The organism is Pseudoramibacter faecis (assembly GCF_036289405.1).
In the GTDB taxonomy this organism is placed as follows: Bacteria; Bacillota; Clostridia; order Eubacteriales; family Eubacteriaceae; genus Pseudoramibacter; species Pseudoramibacter faecis.
This window is the reverse complement of sequence record NZ_JAYFFI010000004.1, coordinates 1-15,240: the sequence shown is the minus strand read 5'-3', so window position 1 is coordinate 15,240 and position 15,240 is coordinate 1. Positions and strand designations below refer to the sequence as shown.

At 51.1% G+C, this 15,240-nt stretch carries 19 protein-coding genes, 1 tRNA gene, 1 CRISPR repeat array and 1 other annotated feature; of the genes, 19 read left to right on the top strand and 1 reads right to left on the bottom strand.

Annotated features, from left to right (window positions below):
• Positions 1-22: 22 nt before the first annotated feature.
• From cas7c to V3C63_RS04735, 6 genes are all read left to right on the top strand, one after another.
• The gene (gene cas7c / locus V3C63_RS04760) at positions 23-886 is read left to right on the top strand and encodes a type I-C CRISPR-associated protein Cas7/Csd2 (RefSeq protein WP_329886668.1); all 864 of its coding nucleotides are present in this window, start codon (positions 23-25) and stop codon (positions 884-886) included.
• A 4-nt stretch (positions 887-890) separates the two neighbouring features.
• Positions 891-1,556 (top strand): CRISPR-associated protein Cas4, encoded by a 666-nt coding sequence (cas4, locus tag V3C63_RS04755; protein WP_329886667.1) that lies wholly within the window; start codon positions 891-893, stop codon positions 1,554-1,556.
• Positions 1,553-2,575, top strand: coding sequence for a type I-C CRISPR-associated endonuclease Cas1c (cas1c, locus tag V3C63_RS04750; protein ID WP_329886666.1), 1,023 nt, complete (start codon positions 1,553-1,555; stop codon positions 2,573-2,575). Before cas4 ends, cas1c begins: the two co-directional genes overlap by 4 nt.
• A gap of 32 nt (positions 2,576-2,607) precedes the next feature.
• On the top strand, positions 2,608-2,898 hold the full coding sequence (gene cas2, locus V3C63_RS04745) for a CRISPR-associated endonuclease Cas2 (protein ID WP_329886665.1): 291 nt from the start codon (positions 2,608-2,610) through the stop codon (positions 2,896-2,898).
• Between the two features lie 148 nt (positions 2,899-3,046).
• A CRISPR array of direct repeats spans positions 3,047-4,552; the repeat unit is 33 nt; unit sequence GTCACGCCTCGCAAGAGGCGTGTGAGTAGAAAT.
• 2 nt (positions 4,553-4,554) lie between these two features.
• Entirely contained in the window at positions 4,555-4,782 is a 228-nt protein-coding gene (locus V3C63_RS04740) for a class I SAM-dependent methyltransferase (RefSeq protein WP_329886664.1), read from the top strand.
• 243 nt (positions 4,783-5,025) lie between these two features.
• Positions 5,026-5,424: a hypothetical protein gene (locus V3C63_RS04735; protein ID WP_329886663.1), complete on the top strand. Its 399-nt coding sequence runs from the start codon at positions 5,026-5,028 to the stop codon at positions 5,422-5,424.
• A 234-nt stretch (positions 5,425-5,658) separates the two neighbouring features.
• On the opposite strand, the gene V3C63_RS04730 is transcribed toward V3C63_RS04735, so the two are convergent.
• A tRNA-Arg gene (locus tag V3C63_RS04730) sits at positions 5,659-5,735 on the bottom strand.
• Between the two features lie 226 nt (positions 5,736-5,961).
• On the opposite strand from V3C63_RS04730, the gene V3C63_RS04725 reads away from it, so the two are divergent.
• From V3C63_RS04725 to V3C63_RS04665, 13 genes are all read left to right on the top strand, one after another.
• Positions 5,962-6,897 (top strand): NAD(P)-dependent oxidoreductase, encoded by a 936-nt coding sequence (locus V3C63_RS04725; protein ID WP_329886662.1) that lies wholly within the window; start codon positions 5,962-5,964, stop codon positions 6,895-6,897.
• Positions 6,898-6,902: 5 nt separating this feature from the next.
• Positions 6,903-7,091 (top strand): hypothetical protein, encoded by a 189-nt coding sequence (locus tag V3C63_RS04720; RefSeq protein WP_329886661.1) that lies wholly within the window; start codon positions 6,903-6,905, stop codon positions 7,089-7,091.
• Positions 7,088-7,657 carry a GNAT family N-acetyltransferase gene (locus tag V3C63_RS04715; RefSeq protein ID WP_329886754.1) on the top strand — a complete coding sequence of 190 codons (570 nt, stop codon included), beginning with the start codon at positions 7,088-7,090 and terminating at the stop codon, positions 7,655-7,657. The genes V3C63_RS04720 and V3C63_RS04715 overlap by 4 nt, the downstream gene beginning before the upstream one ends.
• A 179-nt stretch (positions 7,658-7,836) precedes the next feature.
• On the top strand, positions 7,837-7,986 hold the full coding sequence (gene rpmG, locus V3C63_RS04710) for a 50S ribosomal protein L33 (RefSeq protein ID WP_006598992.1): 150 nt from the start codon (positions 7,837-7,839) through the stop codon (positions 7,984-7,986).
• A 40-nt stretch (positions 7,987-8,026) separates the two neighbouring features.
• Positions 8,027-8,515 (top strand): preprotein translocase subunit SecE, encoded by a 489-nt coding sequence (gene secE, locus V3C63_RS04705; protein WP_329886660.1) that lies wholly within the window; start codon positions 8,027-8,029, stop codon positions 8,513-8,515.
• A gap of 27 nt (positions 8,516-8,542) precedes the next feature.
• The gene (gene nusG, locus V3C63_RS04700) at positions 8,543-9,082 is read left to right on the top strand and encodes a transcription termination/antitermination protein NusG (RefSeq protein ID WP_006598990.1); all 540 of its coding nucleotides are present in this window, start codon (positions 8,543-8,545) and stop codon (positions 9,080-9,082) included.
• A gap of 186 nt (positions 9,083-9,268) precedes the next feature.
• On the top strand, positions 9,269-9,694 hold the full coding sequence (gene rplK / locus V3C63_RS04695; RefSeq protein ID WP_329886659.1) for a 50S ribosomal protein L11: 426 nt from the start codon (positions 9,269-9,271) through the stop codon (positions 9,692-9,694).
• 92 nt (positions 9,695-9,786) lie between these two features.
• A complete protein-coding gene (rplA, locus tag V3C63_RS04690; RefSeq protein ID WP_329886658.1) occupies positions 9,787-10,476 on the top strand; it encodes a 50S ribosomal protein L1 in 690 nt (229 codons plus the stop codon).
• Between the two features lie 53 nt (positions 10,477-10,529).
• Positions 10,530-10,666 (top strand) — a sequence feature (ribosomal protein L10 leader region).
• Positions 10,667-10,737: 71 nt separating this feature from the next.
• Entirely contained in the window at positions 10,738-11,268 is a 531-nt protein-coding gene (rplJ, locus tag V3C63_RS04685; protein WP_329886657.1) for a 50S ribosomal protein L10, read from the top strand.
• A gap of 48 nt (positions 11,269-11,316) precedes the next feature.
• A complete protein-coding gene (gene rplL, locus V3C63_RS04680) occupies positions 11,317-11,694 on the top strand; it encodes a 50S ribosomal protein L7/L12 (protein WP_329886656.1) in 378 nt (125 codons plus the stop codon).
• Positions 11,695-11,858: 164 nt separating this feature from the next.
• Entirely contained in the window at positions 11,859-13,214 is a 1,356-nt protein-coding gene (locus V3C63_RS04675; protein WP_329886655.1) for an ATP-dependent nuclease, read from the top strand.
• A 77-nt stretch (positions 13,215-13,291) separates the two neighbouring features.
• On the top strand, positions 13,292-14,740 hold the full coding sequence (gene proS, locus V3C63_RS04670; RefSeq protein WP_329886654.1) for a proline--tRNA ligase: 1,449 nt from the start codon (positions 13,292-13,294) through the stop codon (positions 14,738-14,740).
• 138 nt (positions 14,741-14,878) lie between these two features.
• A partial coding sequence (locus V3C63_RS04665) for a GTP-binding protein (protein WP_329886653.1) occupies positions 14,879-15,240 on the top strand: 362 nt, incomplete at its 3' end.

The window sequence follows — 15,240 nt, the reverse complement described above, 5'->3', positions numbered from 1 at the left end:
GAACACGAAGGAGAGAAGAACAATGGCTTTAAAACATCGCTATGACTTTATGATGATTTTTGACGTGGAAAACGGCAACCCCAACGGAGATCCGGACGCCGGCAACAGTCCGCGGGTTGATGCAGAAACCAATATTGGTTTTATCACCGATGTTTGTTTGAAGCGCAAGATCCGGAATTATGTGGATGTCGTGAAAGAAGGCGAGCCGGGCTATAACATTTTGATTAAACCGGACAAGGCGCTCAATACCCGTTTTACGGAGGCATATGAGACGCTGGGATTAGAAACCGGAAAAAAGAAAAAGAGCAAGACGGCGCCGGACGTGCTGAAAGCTCGGGATTATATGTGCAAGCATTATTTTGATGTGCGCGCGTTCGGTGCGGTGATGTCAACGGGGGACAACTCCTGCGGGATTGTCCGAGGGCCGGTTCAGATCAGCTTTGCTAAAAGTCTGTCGCCGGTTCAGGTGATGGATTTAACCATCACAAGACAGGCCAGAACCGACGAGACCAAGCTTCAGGAATCCGGCGGCGGCGAAATGGGCAATAAGAGCATCATCCCCTATGGCCTTTATATGGCACAAGGTCATATCTCTGCCGCGCTGGCCAATAAGGTGACAGATCTTTCCGAAGCGGATGTTGCATTGCTTTGGGAGGCGCTGATGAATATGTTTGAGCTTGATCACAGTGCGGCGCGCGAGGAGATGCGCATGCGGCGTTTAATTGTATTCGAACATGACTCAGTGCTGGGCAATGCGCCGTCGTGGCAGCTTTTCGATAAAGTAACCATCGAAAAAAATACCGATCAGCCGCCGAGAAAGTTTTCGGATTATACCATCACCATAGACGAAACGATGCTGGAGGGAGTCCGAATGACCGTTTATTAAACCGATGAATGAGGAAAGTATCTCAATTCGATCACTGCAGCACTATTTGTATTGTCCGCATCGTTGGGGGCTTTTGGAAATTGATAAAGTCTGGTCGGAAAATTATTATGTGACCAGGGCTAATTTGATTCACCAGCGGGTGCATGACGCCAAGAGCAGCTATACGGCAAAAAATAAACACGTGTTCACATCGGTGCCCTTATATCACGATGGCTGGGGAATTTATGGTTATGCCGATTGTTTGGAAATTTCTGCTTGCGCTAAAAATCTTGAGGATTTAATCGGCAAACCAATAACCATTGTGGAATACAAGCCGCATCAGCCGAAGGACAAGGATTACCATCCTGAGGACATGATGCAGGTGTTCGCGCAAAAGGTTTGCGTGGATGCGATTTTCCAAACGGATTGCGATGCGGTGATTTATTACGCGGACAGCAAGCGACGCGTTTCATTGCCGATTCGGGAGCACTATGATGCGTATGAACGAAAAATGCAGGAGATTCTGGCAGCGATCCGTCAACATTTGACAACGGGAGATATTCCGCCGATTCGCGATAAACAATTTTGCAGTGGGTGCTCGATTAAAGATATTTGCCTGCCGGGCACCCGGAAACGGCGTTGGGATCTTCGGCGGGAGATTCATCAATTGACGGCTGAGGAGGAAGCATGAGAAAGCTGCTCAATACCTTGTATGTCACCAATGAACAGGCCTATCTTGAACTGGATGGCGGGAATATCGTTTGCCGCATTAAGGGCAAACAAGTGTTTCGTGTTCCCTTTGACAATATCGAAGCGATTGTGTCTTTTGCTTATATCGGTTGTTCTCCGGCTTTAATGGGGGCTTGTGTATCGCGAAAAATTCCCATCAGTTTCATTTCTCCGCGAGGGAAATTTCAGGCCAAACTGTCGGGAGAGACGAAAGGCAACGTCTTTCTTCGGGTCGCGCAAATCGACTGCTTCCGCGTTCGGTCGCTGATGCTTGCTCAACATGCGATGGCGGCTAAATTTGCCAATTCTATCAAAGTCATTAAACGGACACAGCATGATAATGCTCATTTGCGGCAATCCGACGCACTGCAAAAAACAGTGGCCATTTTAAAAGAGGGAATTGATTCGGCCTATGCGGCAAACAGTCCAGAGATGTTGCTGGGAGTGGAAGGCCATTGCGCGCATGCGTATTTTTCGGTTTTCGGGCAACTGATTACCAACGAAAGCGTTCCGTTTGTGTTTCAATACCGGAATAAGCGCCCGCCGTTGGATCCAATCAACGCATTGCTGTCTTTTGTTTATACCCTGGCAACAACCGAATATGCGGCGGCATTAGAATCGGTCGGCCTGGACAGTGCGATTGGCTATTATCATACTTTGCGAAGCGGAAGGGCATCATTAGCCTGTGATTTGGTGGAAGAGGCACGATGCATTGTTGAGAGATTTGTGCTGACTATGGTGAATTTGAAAATTGTCGGAGAAAAAGATTTTGAACGACAAATTTCCGGAGCTGTTTGGCTCAACGACGACGGACGTAAAAAAGTTTTGACAAAATGGCAGGAAAAGAAAAGAACCACCATGCAGCATCCTTTCTTGAAGCAGAAAATTCAATTTGGATTGCTGCCCTATGTTCAGGCGAACTTATTGGCAAAATATATTCGTGGTGATTTGAGGGATTATCCTTGTTTTTTGGCAAAATAGCCAACAAGCTGATAAGAAATTAGGTGATTGGGATGATGGTTTTAATCAGTTATGATGTGGCAACAGCGGACGCCAGTGGTAAAACACGATTGCGCAAGGTGGCAAAAACCTGTCAGGATCATGCACAGCGTGTGCAAAATTCTGTATTTGAAGCTGATTTGGATTATTCTGCATTTATGAAATTGAAAGATCAGCTTATTCGACTCATCAACCAGGAACAGGACAGTTTGCGATTTTATTATTTGGGCAATCATTGGCAAAAGCGGGTGGAACATATTGGAGCAAAAGCGACATACGATCCAGAGGGGGTGATGATTGTTTAACAGGCGAACCCCTGATGATGGGAAAATAGCGGAAGGTTCGCCGATTCTTGGGATCTAAAAGTCTGATTATCGATTGTAAATTGAAGTAACAAAGAATAAAAGCACAATATATAGGAGGCAGATAGTTAAAATACTACTATTTGTCGCCGTCACGCCTCGCAAGAGGCGTGTGAGTAGAAATGCGATTTTATCCGTCACCCGGAACGATATGCGCGTGTCACGCCTCGCAAGAGGCGTGTGAGTAGAAATGTTTGGCGGGATAGATTAAATGTAAACCAATGCAGTCACGCCTCGCAAGAGGCGTGTGAGTAGAAATGCCAACGGCCAACTTCCAACCAACCCCAACACAAAGTCACGCCTCGCAAGAGGCGTGTGAGTAGAAATTTTGTTCATCGGCATTCCCTGATGAACGCCAACAAGTCACGCCTCGCAAGAGGCGTGTGAGTAGAAATCCAAAAGCCATGAGAAAAGGGGTAAAAGTTAATTGTCACGCCTCGCAAGAGGCGTGTGAGTAGAAATATTAACGTTCGTTTCTATCCCCATTCTGATTTTGTCACGCCTCGCAAGAGGCGTGTGAGTAGAAATATGGTTTTAAAGGACGGCGAAAAGTTTACTCTTGTCACGCCTCGCAAGAGGCGTGTGAGTAGAAATTCTGGATATGGGCATATGTCCCCTGTTGAACATATGTCACGCCTCGCAAGAGGCGTGTGAGTAGAAATTTTATTGCTTCTATCTTTCCCGATGCCGTTACAGTCACGCCTCGCAAGAGGCGTGTGAGTAGAAATACAAGATGAAGGGGCACGGTAATATCTGGAATCCGTCACGCCTCGCAAGAGGCGTGTGAGTAGAAATCAAGGCGTCGGCATCGCGCTGAATCTGTTGGCGGTCACGCCTCGCAAGAGGCGTGTGAGTAGAAATGAGGCAACGGCTGAAAATGCTCAACCGCCGCCCGTCACGCCTCGCAAGAGGCGTGTGAGTAGAAATTTAAAATGCCTTTTTCATCCGCAACCGCCTGAATCGTCACGCCTCGCAAGAGGCGTGTGAGTAGAAATTGTGATACTGACAGAACCTTGCATAGAACGCAGCGTCACGCCTCGCAAGAGGCGTGTGAGTAGAAATTTATTGATAATGATTTTTTCCTGAATGATTTAGGTCACGCCTCGCAAGAGGCGTGTGAGTAGAAATTCGGCGTGACGGCTGTCAATTTTGTTTTGTGTTCGTCACGCCTCGCAAGAGGCGTGTGAGTAGAAATCGTTTGATTGACGATGGAGACTATCAATATGGAGTCACGCCTCGCAAGAGGCGTGTGAGTAGAAATATCGGCAGAAAAATTGTCGTGCGTTTTAAAACGGGTCACGCCTCGCAAGAGGCGTGTGAGTAGAAATGCAGGACTCCTTAAAGCGGCGGGAAAAGCGGCCAAGTCACGCCTCGCAAGAGGCGTGTGAGTAGAAATATATAAATGGCTTTAGAAATAACAAGCGTGGTTGTCACGCCTCGCAAGAGGCGTGTGAGTAGAAATGTATGTTCAGGTCGAGCTAGCACAAGATTGTGTTAGTCACGCCTCGCAAGAGGCGTGTGAGTAGAAATCCGCATTTCAAACGCATGATTTGCGGCATCGACGGTCACGCCTCGCAAGAGGCGTGTGAGTAGAAGCGGATGATTGCCATCGCGCAGGAAAAGGCGTTGCCCAATACACAGTTCGTCGTCGGGGACAGTGAGGACCTGCCCTTTAGGACGCCTTCCTTTGATGCGGTGATCTGCGCCAATAGTTTTCACCATTATCCCAATCCGCAGCGCTTCTTTGACGGGTTTATCGGGTGCTGCGAGGCGGCGGCTGCCTTGTTTTGCGGGATTATACCGCGGCAAGGCCCCTGCTTTGGCTGATAAATCATACGGAGATGCCCCTGGCCAATTTGCTGGGACATGGAGATGTTCGTGTCTATCGGCTGGATCAGGCAGCTGATTTTTGTCGGAAGGCGGGCCTTGAGCCTGTCGTGCTGGAAAAGCGCAAAGGCTTTCGGCCGCATTTGGTGGCTGAAAACCTTCTGAATTATGAGAGAGCACAAAAAATGGGATTATTCGGGCGGTTTATGAACAATACGCGAAAGCCCGAGATTTTTTGGCAGCATGGTGATCAAAGGCATAAATGTCGGGCATGTCAAGGTGGCAGACGGGGGAATACAGCGTTTCCCGGCCGTTACGCCGGAAACGGTTATTGATGACCTGGGATGGCAATGCCGCCGCACTGCTAGAACGTTATCCTCAGGCGCAGGTGATGGCCGTGGATTATTCGCCGCGGTGGCAAGACGGAAGCCTATAATCGGCAGGCCGTGGCGGAAAGGCGTTGTGCGGTTTAGCAGGGAGATGTATCGGCTCTGGATTTTAAAGAAGCGGTTTTTGATCTGGCGACAGCTTTTGAAACCATTTATTTTTGGCCGGACTTGGGGGCTGTTTTGTTCAAGTGCACCGGATTTTAAAACCCGGCGGTTGTTAATGAAACCGATGGGACAGATGCCGAAAGCCTGAAATACGAGCAAATGATCGACGGCATGAAAAATTATACGGTACCGCAGATAATGGCATGTATGGCGGCGGGGTTTTCAAATATTTACGCCGTTCATCAAGAAAAGCATCCATGGGGATGGTGGTGTACAGTCAAAAATAGGACGGTCCATCGATTTAAAACAATCAAAAAGCCTGTCCCGTGTTCTATGCGGAACAGGCATTAAAAAAGCTCCGTTTGGAGCTTCTTTTTGTTTCTGGCGTCCCTGGCGCGATTCGAACGCGCGGCGTTTCGCTTAGGAGGCGACCCCTCTATCCATCTGAGGTACAGGGACATCTTCAATTTAGGCGTGAGCTCGGTCTCCCGCTTAGGAAGCGGTCGCTCTATCCAATTGAGCTATGGGAACAACTTTTTGTATTTTAGCACAAGATAAAAACTTTTGCAATGAGAGGGTTTTCTCTCCAGGAATTGCTTTTAATTTAAGGAAAGCTGGGATATAATGGGCGAAATGTAAATAATGAAACAATGAAATCCAGATGAAAATCGCCGAGGCGATTAGGATGGCTACGAAGAATAAGGAAGTGAAACAAATGAAAATAGCATTTATTGGCACCGGTGTCATGGGTGGGGCAATGGCTGGTCGTCTGATGGCGGCAGGCCACGATCTGACGGTTTATAATCGGACGAAGGCAAAAGCCGAGGCGCTCATTCAGAAGGGGGCGCGCTGGGCTAAAACGGCCGAGGAAGCGGCAGCTGACGCTGAAGTGGTGATCACGATGGTGGGCTTTCCCAAAGACGTCGAGTCGGTTTACTTTGGTGAGGAAGCTCATTCGGGGATCATCGAAGCGGCACCGGCCGGAGCGCTGCTCATCGATATGACGACCACGAGTCCGAGTTTGTCCCAGCGGATCGCCAGAGACGCGGCGTTGGCAGGCCTTTTGGCGCTGGACGCGCCGGTTTCCGGCGGGGATGTGGGCGCCCGGGCCGGCACCTTGTCCATCATGGTGGGCGGCGATCCGGCGGCGTTTGAAAAGGCGCGGCCCCTTTTGAAAATCATGGGCAGTCAGGTGGTTTACGAAGGCGGGCCAGGCAGCGGCCAGCACACAAAAATGGCCAATCAGATCGCCATTGCCGGCACGGTGGCCGGCGTCTGTGAAGCGGTGAAGTACGGCCAGATGATGGGACTCGACATCGATAAGATGCTGGGCAGCATTGGCGCCGGGGCCGCCGGCAGCTGGCAGATGGCTAACCTGGCCCCGAAGATGGCCGCCGGAGATTACGATCCGGGGTTTTATGTGAAGCACATGATTAAGGATTTGACCATCGCCGGCAATGAATCCGACGCGAAAGATACCCATCTGTTGGTGCTTGAAACGGTGCGGGCGATGTATAAAGCATTGCGCCGCCGCGGCATGGGCGAATGCGGGACCCAGGCCATCGCCGCTTATTACGATCAGGCGGAAGCGGATGCCGCAGATGATTTGGACGAGGCATAGAGTCGATGGATCCGCATCGAAGGGGCTGGCTGGCGATTGCCCTGCTGGTTGCGCTGGCACTCATTTTGCCGGCCTTGCTTTGGCTTATCGGGATGGTGCTGTCACGATGGGTGCCGGTTGCGGTGCTCATCGGGATTTTATTTATCGCGACGATCATTATCGCCTGGAAGAACGGCATTGACCGCAAGCCCTGAGTGCCAGAGGGGCATCGGATGGGAAGAGACGACAAAGAGGACAGAGAGTGAAACGGCAGCGTGAGAACACTCAGGTACGGGTGCGGCTTTTTGAAGAAAAGGACGAACAGCGCATTCTGGACATTTTGAATATGGCGATTGCCGACAGGCGCGTCACCGCCCTTTTAACGCCGGCCACGCAAAAAAAGCGCGTGTCCTGGTTTGCCGAACACCGCACGGAGCATCATCCGATTTTTGTGGCCGAGGTGGACGGCCGCGTGGTTGGCTGGATGGCGGTCACGGCCTATCGTTCCGGCAGGGAAGGGTTTTCCAAGGCTTGCGAGCTGAGCTATTATCTGGATAAGGCCTATCAGCATCGGGGCATCGGCACGGTTTTGATGGATCGGGTGATCGCGCGTTGCCGGGAGCTGGGCTATAGACATCTGATGCTGATCATCTTTGAGGACAATCTGCCGTCTTTGAGCTTGGCGCGAAAGTTCGGCTTCAAGCCCTGGGGCCTTTTTCCCGGCATTGTCGAGATCGACGGGCACACCAAAGACTGCTTTCAAATGGGGCGCGCCATTTAAACGCGGAACGTGAAAAACCATAAAAAAAACTTGAAAAGGCCGCGGCCGCCTGCTATAATAAAAAAATGAGGCGGGTCGCCTTTTTTTATTGCGGGCAGCACACCTCATGGCGCTTTGCGCCATCCGAGCCCGTCAAAGGGAAAATAGGCCGGGAAAACCGGGACACAGGAGGTAGAATCGTGAGACAGAAGGTTACATTGGCATGTACCGAATGCAAACAGCGCAATTACGATACGATGAAGAACAAACAGAATAATCCGGATCGTATCGAATTAAAAAAATACTGCCCGTTCTGCAAGAAGCACACGGTGCATAAAGAAACCCGCTAAGCTTCAGTGAACCTGTGCCCGCGGGCACGAAGGGAGAAACATGGCGAAAAAAAAGAAAAACAGACAGGAACGCCGAGCGGAAGCCGCGAGACAGGCTGAACTGGAACAGAAAGCCAAGCGCAAGGAAGCGAAGGCGTTTGCTGCTGAAATGGATGAAGCCCGGGAACGCGCCTCACAAAAAACCAAAATCGAATCGGAGGCCAAAGAAAAGGCGGAGCCGTCTAAAACCAAGAAAGCACCGGTTAAAGATTCGAAATTTGACGAAAAGGCCGCTGCTCAGAAATCCAAGGAAAAGAAGGCTGCTCAAAAAGCGGCCGCGAAGAAAAACCGTAAACCGGGTGTCTTTCAGCGGATTGGCATCTTCTTTAAAGAAGTGATCGTCGAGCTGAAGAAAGTCAACTGGCTGACGGCGGACGAATTGGTAAAAAGTACGTCAGTGGTGGCGGGGATCGTGGTGGCTTTCACCTTGCTGACTTGGATTGCAGATACCGGGTTCGGCGCGTTGGCGGCGCTTTTCTTAAGCAAATAGTCTCAGCTTTATCAATAAGGAACGCAAATGGAATACGAAAATAATGACAAACCGCAATGGTATGTCGCTCACACTTATTCCGGGTACGAAAATAAAGTGAAGGCCAGCATCGAAGCGACGGTTGAGCATCGAGGCATGGAGGATGTGATCCTTCAGGTGGAGGTGCCGACTCAGGACGTCGTCGAAACGAAAAACGGCAAAAAAGTCATCAAAGAGAAAAAGCTCTTTCCCGGCTACGTTATCGTTCAGATGTACATGACAGACGATTCCTGGTATGTCGTTCGAAATACCCGAGGCGTCACCGGATTTGTCGGGCCGGCATCGAAACCCGTTCCGCTTTCACCAGAGGAACTGCGGAAAATGGGAATCAGAAGACAGCAGGTCGAAATTGACCTGGCGGTCGGCGATCAAGTTAAAATTATTGATGGCCCCTTTGAAGGTATGGCCGGCGAAGTGGAGGTCATCAACCTGGAAAAATCCAAGATTAAAGTCAATCTGTCGGTGTTTGGCCGAGAAACGCTGACTGAGCTTGATTTTGATCAGGCAGAAAAGCTCAAGTCCCTATAAAGCATTGGATGGGCACTTGAGAAAACACAATGATTTATTGGCCGCCAGACGGCCTTTAAATAAACACTTAAGGCAAGATATTCTTCAAATCAGGATGCCTTTGGCATCCAAACCTTACCGCCGATGGGCGGCTCAGTTTTAATTGTTTCTGGGTGCAGCCGTCGAGTCTATAGAGGAGGTGTCGTTATGGCGAAAAAAGTTATCGGACTGATTAAATTGCAAATTCCGGCTGGGAAAGCTTCCCCGGCGCCGCCAGTCGGCCCGGCTTTGGGTCAGCACGGTGTTAACATCATGGGTTTTTGTAAGGAATTTAATGCGAAGACGGCGAATGACGCAGGAATGATCATTCCGGTTGTTATCACTGTCTTCCAGGATCATTCTTTCACATTCATCACAAAAACGCCGCCGGCAGCCGTTCTGCTCAAGAAAGCCGCCGGTATTGATAAAGCTTCCGGTGAACCGAATAAGAACAAGGTCGCAACGGTGACCATGGATCAGGTTCGCGAAATCGCTCAGACAAAAATGCCCGACCTCAACGCAGCGGATATTGATTCCGCAGCGCGGATGGTTGCCGGGACCGCGCGTTCCATGGGTTTTGTCGTCGAAGAATAAGACCGCGATCATCGGCATCATGCCGAGGTCATTGAATCTGAAGAAGAACCTTAAGTGGGAGGAGATTATCCGTTAAGACCACAGGAGGAAAAATGAAAAAAGGTAAAAAATACCAAGCAAACGTGAAGACTTATGACAAGTCTGAGCTGTTTGATCTGGATGCCGCTGTGGCTCAGGTCAAGAAAATGGCGACCGCCAACTTTGACGAAACCATCGAACTGCACGCCCGGTTAGGGGTTGACTCGCGCCATGCGGATCAGCAGGTTCGCGGCTCCGTCGTGTTGCCCAACGGCACCGGGAACGAAGTGAAAGTTCTGGTTTTAGCCAAAGGCGACAAACTCAAAGAAGCGGAGGAAGCCGGCGCCGATTATTTCGGTGAAGATGAATATATCCAGCGGATCCAGGAAGAAAACTGGTTCGACTTTGATGTGCTCATTGCCACGCCGGATATGATGGGTAAAGTCGGTCGCTTGGGTCGTGTGCTCGGGCCGAAGGGTCTGATGCCAAACCCGAAATCCGGCACTGTCACCATGGATATCGGCAAAGCCGTTGCCGATACCAAAGCCGGTAAAGTGGAATATCGTCTGGACAAGGCGAACATCATTCATGTGATTGTCGGCAAGGCCTCGTTCAGCGAAGAACAGCTGATGCAAAACATCGGCGCCATGCTGGATGCCTTGAAAAAAGCGAAGCCGGCCGCTGCCAAGGGTCAGTATTTCCGCAGCGTGTCGCTGGCTTCGACCATGAGTCCGGGCGTTAAAATCAACACCGCGAGAATCTAACGCCAAGGTTCGATAAAAGGCTTGACATTCCCCAAACGGGATGATAAACTGAACAAGCTTTAATAAGTCATCCATAGACAGCAGGGACAACGGCATGCGCCGGCGTTCAAATATCCTGCCGAGGGTGTGGCAAGCTTAAGAACCAAGAGGCTTTCTTCACCTATGTGGAGAAAGCCTTATTTTATGCAAAGCAAACGTCACTGACGGAAGTGTGACCTTCTGAATCTGATTTTTGTAAAAATCTAAAAAGGAGGAATTGCAATGCCCAATCTCGAAGCAAAAAAGGCGATTGTCGCCGAAATCGCAGAAAAGATGAAAAACGCGCAGGGCGCTGTCGTTGTGGACTATCGCGGCTTGAATGTTGCGGAAGTCACAGAGCTGCGCAGCAAGGCTCGCGAACAGGGAGTCGAATATAAGGTCTACAAAAACGCCATGATGCGTTTTGCCGCTCAGGAATCGGGGCTGGAAGGTTTGCTGCCTTCACTGACAGGTCCGAACGCGATTGCATTCTGCGAACGCGATGCGGTCGCAACGGCTAAACTGATGGCGGATTTTGCCAAAGATCACGATAAGCTGGAAATCAAAGCCGGCGTGGTCGAAGGCAAGGTGATCGACGCCGCCGGCGTTGACCAATTGGCGAAGATGCCGAGCCGCGACGAATTGGTCGCCATGACCTTGAGAGATTTGAATGCACCGATTGCGGGTCTGGTCAATGTGCTCAACGGAACCATCAAGGGTTTGGTTGTCGCTTTAGGTCAGATCGCCGATCAGAAAAAGGAAGAAGCAGCTTAACCGCTGCTTGAAACACATGTGATTAAATTAAAATTTGGAGGAATACCCATGAGCGAAAAAGTTGAAAAATTAATTGAAGACGTCAAAGCGCTGTCTGTGATGGAATTATCCGAACTGGTTTCTGCTTTAGAAGAAGAATTCGGCGTCAGCGCGGCTGCTCCGGTGGCGGTTGCGGCTGCTCCGGCGGCTGCCGGCGGCGAAGCAGCTGCTGAAAAGAGCGACTTCGACGTTGTTCTGGCTTCCGTTGGCGATCAGAAGATCAAAGTCATCAAGGTGGTCCGCGAACTGACCGGTTTGGGCCTGAAAGAAGCGAAAGCTCTGGTCGACGGCGCACCGAAGCCCCTCAAGGAAGGCGTGGCTAAAGAAGAAGCCGAAGAAATGAAATCCAAGATCGAAGAAGTCGGCGCGACCGTCGAACTCAAATGATCGGATTAAGACGACAACGAAAAGCCTGTGCACAGGCTTTTTTTATTGCTCGAAATAAGGGCGGCGCAGTAGCTAAAAGGCTACAGATAAATATAAATTAAATAATCGAGGCATACAATAAAAGCAATTATGAGGACCTGAAAGCAAATGAAAGGAGTTTTTTCGTGTTTATCCGCGCCATCAACTTGATTGAGAATTACCGTAACCTTTCGCATCAAGCGCTCACCTTTGATCCGGCGGTCAACTTTTTAATCGGTGAAAACAATATCGGCAAAACCAACGTGCTGGAGCTTCTGCACCATCTGCTGGCGGGGGCGCCTTTTGAGGCCAAAGATTTTGAAGATCCCGAAAAGCCCCTGCGCGTGCAGGCGGAGCTGGCCATCGGCGAAACGGTGTGCCGAATGACGGTGCAGCAGGCCCATGCGGCGGCAGCGGCGAGTTGCACCTGGGAATGCGATGGCGCCTTCCAGGCCAAAAAGCCGAAAATCCCGGTGATTTACGATGCGGCGGCGCGGCTGACCAATGCCCGCAGCGATACGGACGGGCCGGAAGCAGGAACGCTTTGGTATGCGGCCCATCTGGAGCGGCGCATTGTGGCAGTGGCGCAAAAACAAGCTGCGGCGGCGCGCACAGACGAAACAGGACAGCGTTATCTGCCGCTGGCGATGATTTTGGACGAGCCGGAGATTCACCTGCATCCCTATCGGCAGCGCCGATTGATCAAAACGCTGGAGGCCATGGTTGCCGGCAGCGATGCGGCCTTCCGCGATCGCTTTCAATCGGCGACGGGCATCGGCGCGCTGAAGGGGCAGATTTTTATCGCGACCCATTCGCCCAGCATTTTGCTGGGAGATTACCATCAGTTTATCCGCATCCACCAGCCGTGTCGTTCGCAGCAGATCGCTGTGATCTGCGGGGCGGCGCTCAAAATGGATTACCGCCTCTATAAACACATGCTCCACAATTTTATTTATCTGAAAGAGGCGATGTTCAGCCACTGCATTGTCTTTGTGGAGGGAGACACGGAGTTCGGGGCCTTCTCTGTTTTCGCCGAGCGCTACGGGCTGGATCTGGATGCCCGCGGGATCGGCCTGGTAAAGCTTGACGGGGCGGACAGTCTGCGCCGGTGCATGCGGCTGTATCAGGCCTTTGATATTCAGACGGTCGCCATTATCGATCGGGATAAGCGGCCGGCCTACCGCGACGAAAAAGATGTCTTCTTTACCGACGGCGATGATTTTGAAGCCGACGTGTACGATCATTTCGAGTGGGAAGACTATTGCCGGTGCGCGAAGACGCTGCAGAAGATCGACGCTTTTCCCTTTCATCAGAGGTGCGAAACCCTGACACCAGCCGAAGGGCGAAGACGGATGCGCCGGCTTAGGCCGCGCCAGCTGGAACAGCTCAAAAAATCTAAAAACGCGCTTCGCGGCAGCATTCTGGCGACGGCGGTCACCCGAATCCCGCGCTCTTTTATGCGGGTGCTCGCCTGGCTCGATGCCCAAATTCCCGGGGAATAATAGGATTGAACAATAGCCGGAGTGTGATATAATAAAACGGCAAAAAATAAACAAAGTTTGAAAGGATCGAAAGATTAATGGGGAAAAATAAAGGGAAGCAGGTCGAGGCCATCACGCCCAGAGATGTGGACTTCGCAAGGTGGTACACGGATGTGATTTCCAAGACGGAAATGGTCGATTATGCCCCGGTCAAGGGATTCATGGTTATCCGGCCCTACGGCTACGCCATTTGGGAAAACATCAAGGAAGCCTTTGACCACCGCTTTAAAGAAACGGGCCACAAGAATATGTACTTCCCGCTGCTCATTCCGGAAAGCATGCTCCAGACCGAGGCCGAGCACGTGGAGGGCTTTGCCCCGGAAGTGGCCTGGGTGACCCAGGGCGGCGGCAAGGAGCTGGGCGAACGGCTGGCTATCCGCCCGACATCGGAAACCGTCATCTGCTCGATGTACAGCAAATGGCTCAATTCTTATCGGCAGCTGCCTTTTAAATACAATCAGTGGTGCAATGTGGTCCGCTGGGAAAAAACGACGAGGCCTTTTTTAAGAACGTCGGAATTCCTCTGGCAGGAAGGGCACACCCTTCACGAAACGCAGGAAGAAGCCAAGGCGGAAACCATGCAGATGCTAAATATTTATCGCGAGGTGACGGAGGACTTCATGGCCATTCCCATGGTGGTGGGCCAAAAGAGCGAGAAGGAAAAGTTCGCCGGCGCCGAAGCCACCTATACGATTGAAGCTTTGATGCACGATGGCCAGGCGCTGCAGTCCGGGACCTCCCATTATCTGGGTCAACATTTCACCAAAGCTTTTGACATCAGTTATCTGAGCCGCGAAAATCAACAGGAAAATCCCTACCATACTTCCTGGGGGGTGTCCACCCGGCTGATCGGCGGGCTGATCATGGTGCACGGTGACGACAATGGACTGGTGCTGCCACCGAAGATCGCGCCGATTCAGGTGGTGATCATTCCCGTCGCAGCGCATAAGCCCGGTGTGGCGGAGGCTGCCGAGAAGCTGACAGGTCAATTGGACAAGGCTTTTAGAGTGGAACTTGACGATTCGGACAATTCGCCCGGATGGAAGTTCAACCAGTGGGAAATGAAAGGGGTGCCGATTCGCCTTGAAATCGGACCGAGGGATCTCGAGAGGGGCGAATGTGTGCTGGCGCGCCGGGACACCGGAAAAAAAACGGCCGTCTCGCTGGACGATATTGAAGCCCATGTGGCCGATCTTTTGGTGGCGATCCAGCAAAACCTTTACGATAAAGCTTTAAGGGCTCGGGAAGCCAAGACATCCACGGCAAAGGATATGCAGGAATTTGCCGAACGTCTCAGGGAAAATCCCGGCTTTATCAAAGCTAACTGGTGCGGCGATCCGGCCTGTGAAGACAAAATTCACGGCGAAACCGGCGCAACCCTGCGCTGTATTCCCTTTGACGGCGAACAGGAGGTCATTGGCGACGGCACCTGTGTATGCTGCGGCAAGCATGCCAACAAGATGGCTTATTTCGCCAGAGCCTATTAAACCCCTTGAGTGTGCCCGATTAAGGGAAAGGCAAAAAAACGCCGGGAACCGGCGATTTTTCAGAAAGGGCTTGAAAGAAACGCCCGAATTTAATATAATGGCATAAGATTGTAAACCATAAAATAAGGAGATTTTAAAATGGCAAAAGAAAAATTTGAAAGATCGAAGCCGCATGTAAACATCGGGACCATCGGGCATGTCGACCATGGAAAAACCACATTAACAGCGGCGATCACGAAAGTGCTTCACGGGCGGTACGGTTCCGGTGAAGAAGTCGCGTTCGAAAACATCGATAAAGCACCGGAAGAAAGAGAACGCGGGATCACCATCTCCACCGCCCACGTTGAATACGAAACGCCGACCCGTCATTATGCCCATGTTGACTGCCCCGGGCACGCCGACTACGTCAAAAACATGATCACCGGCGCAGCCCAGATGGACGGCGCGATCTTAGTCGTTTCCGCGGCAGACGGTCCGATGCCGCAGACTCGCGAACACAT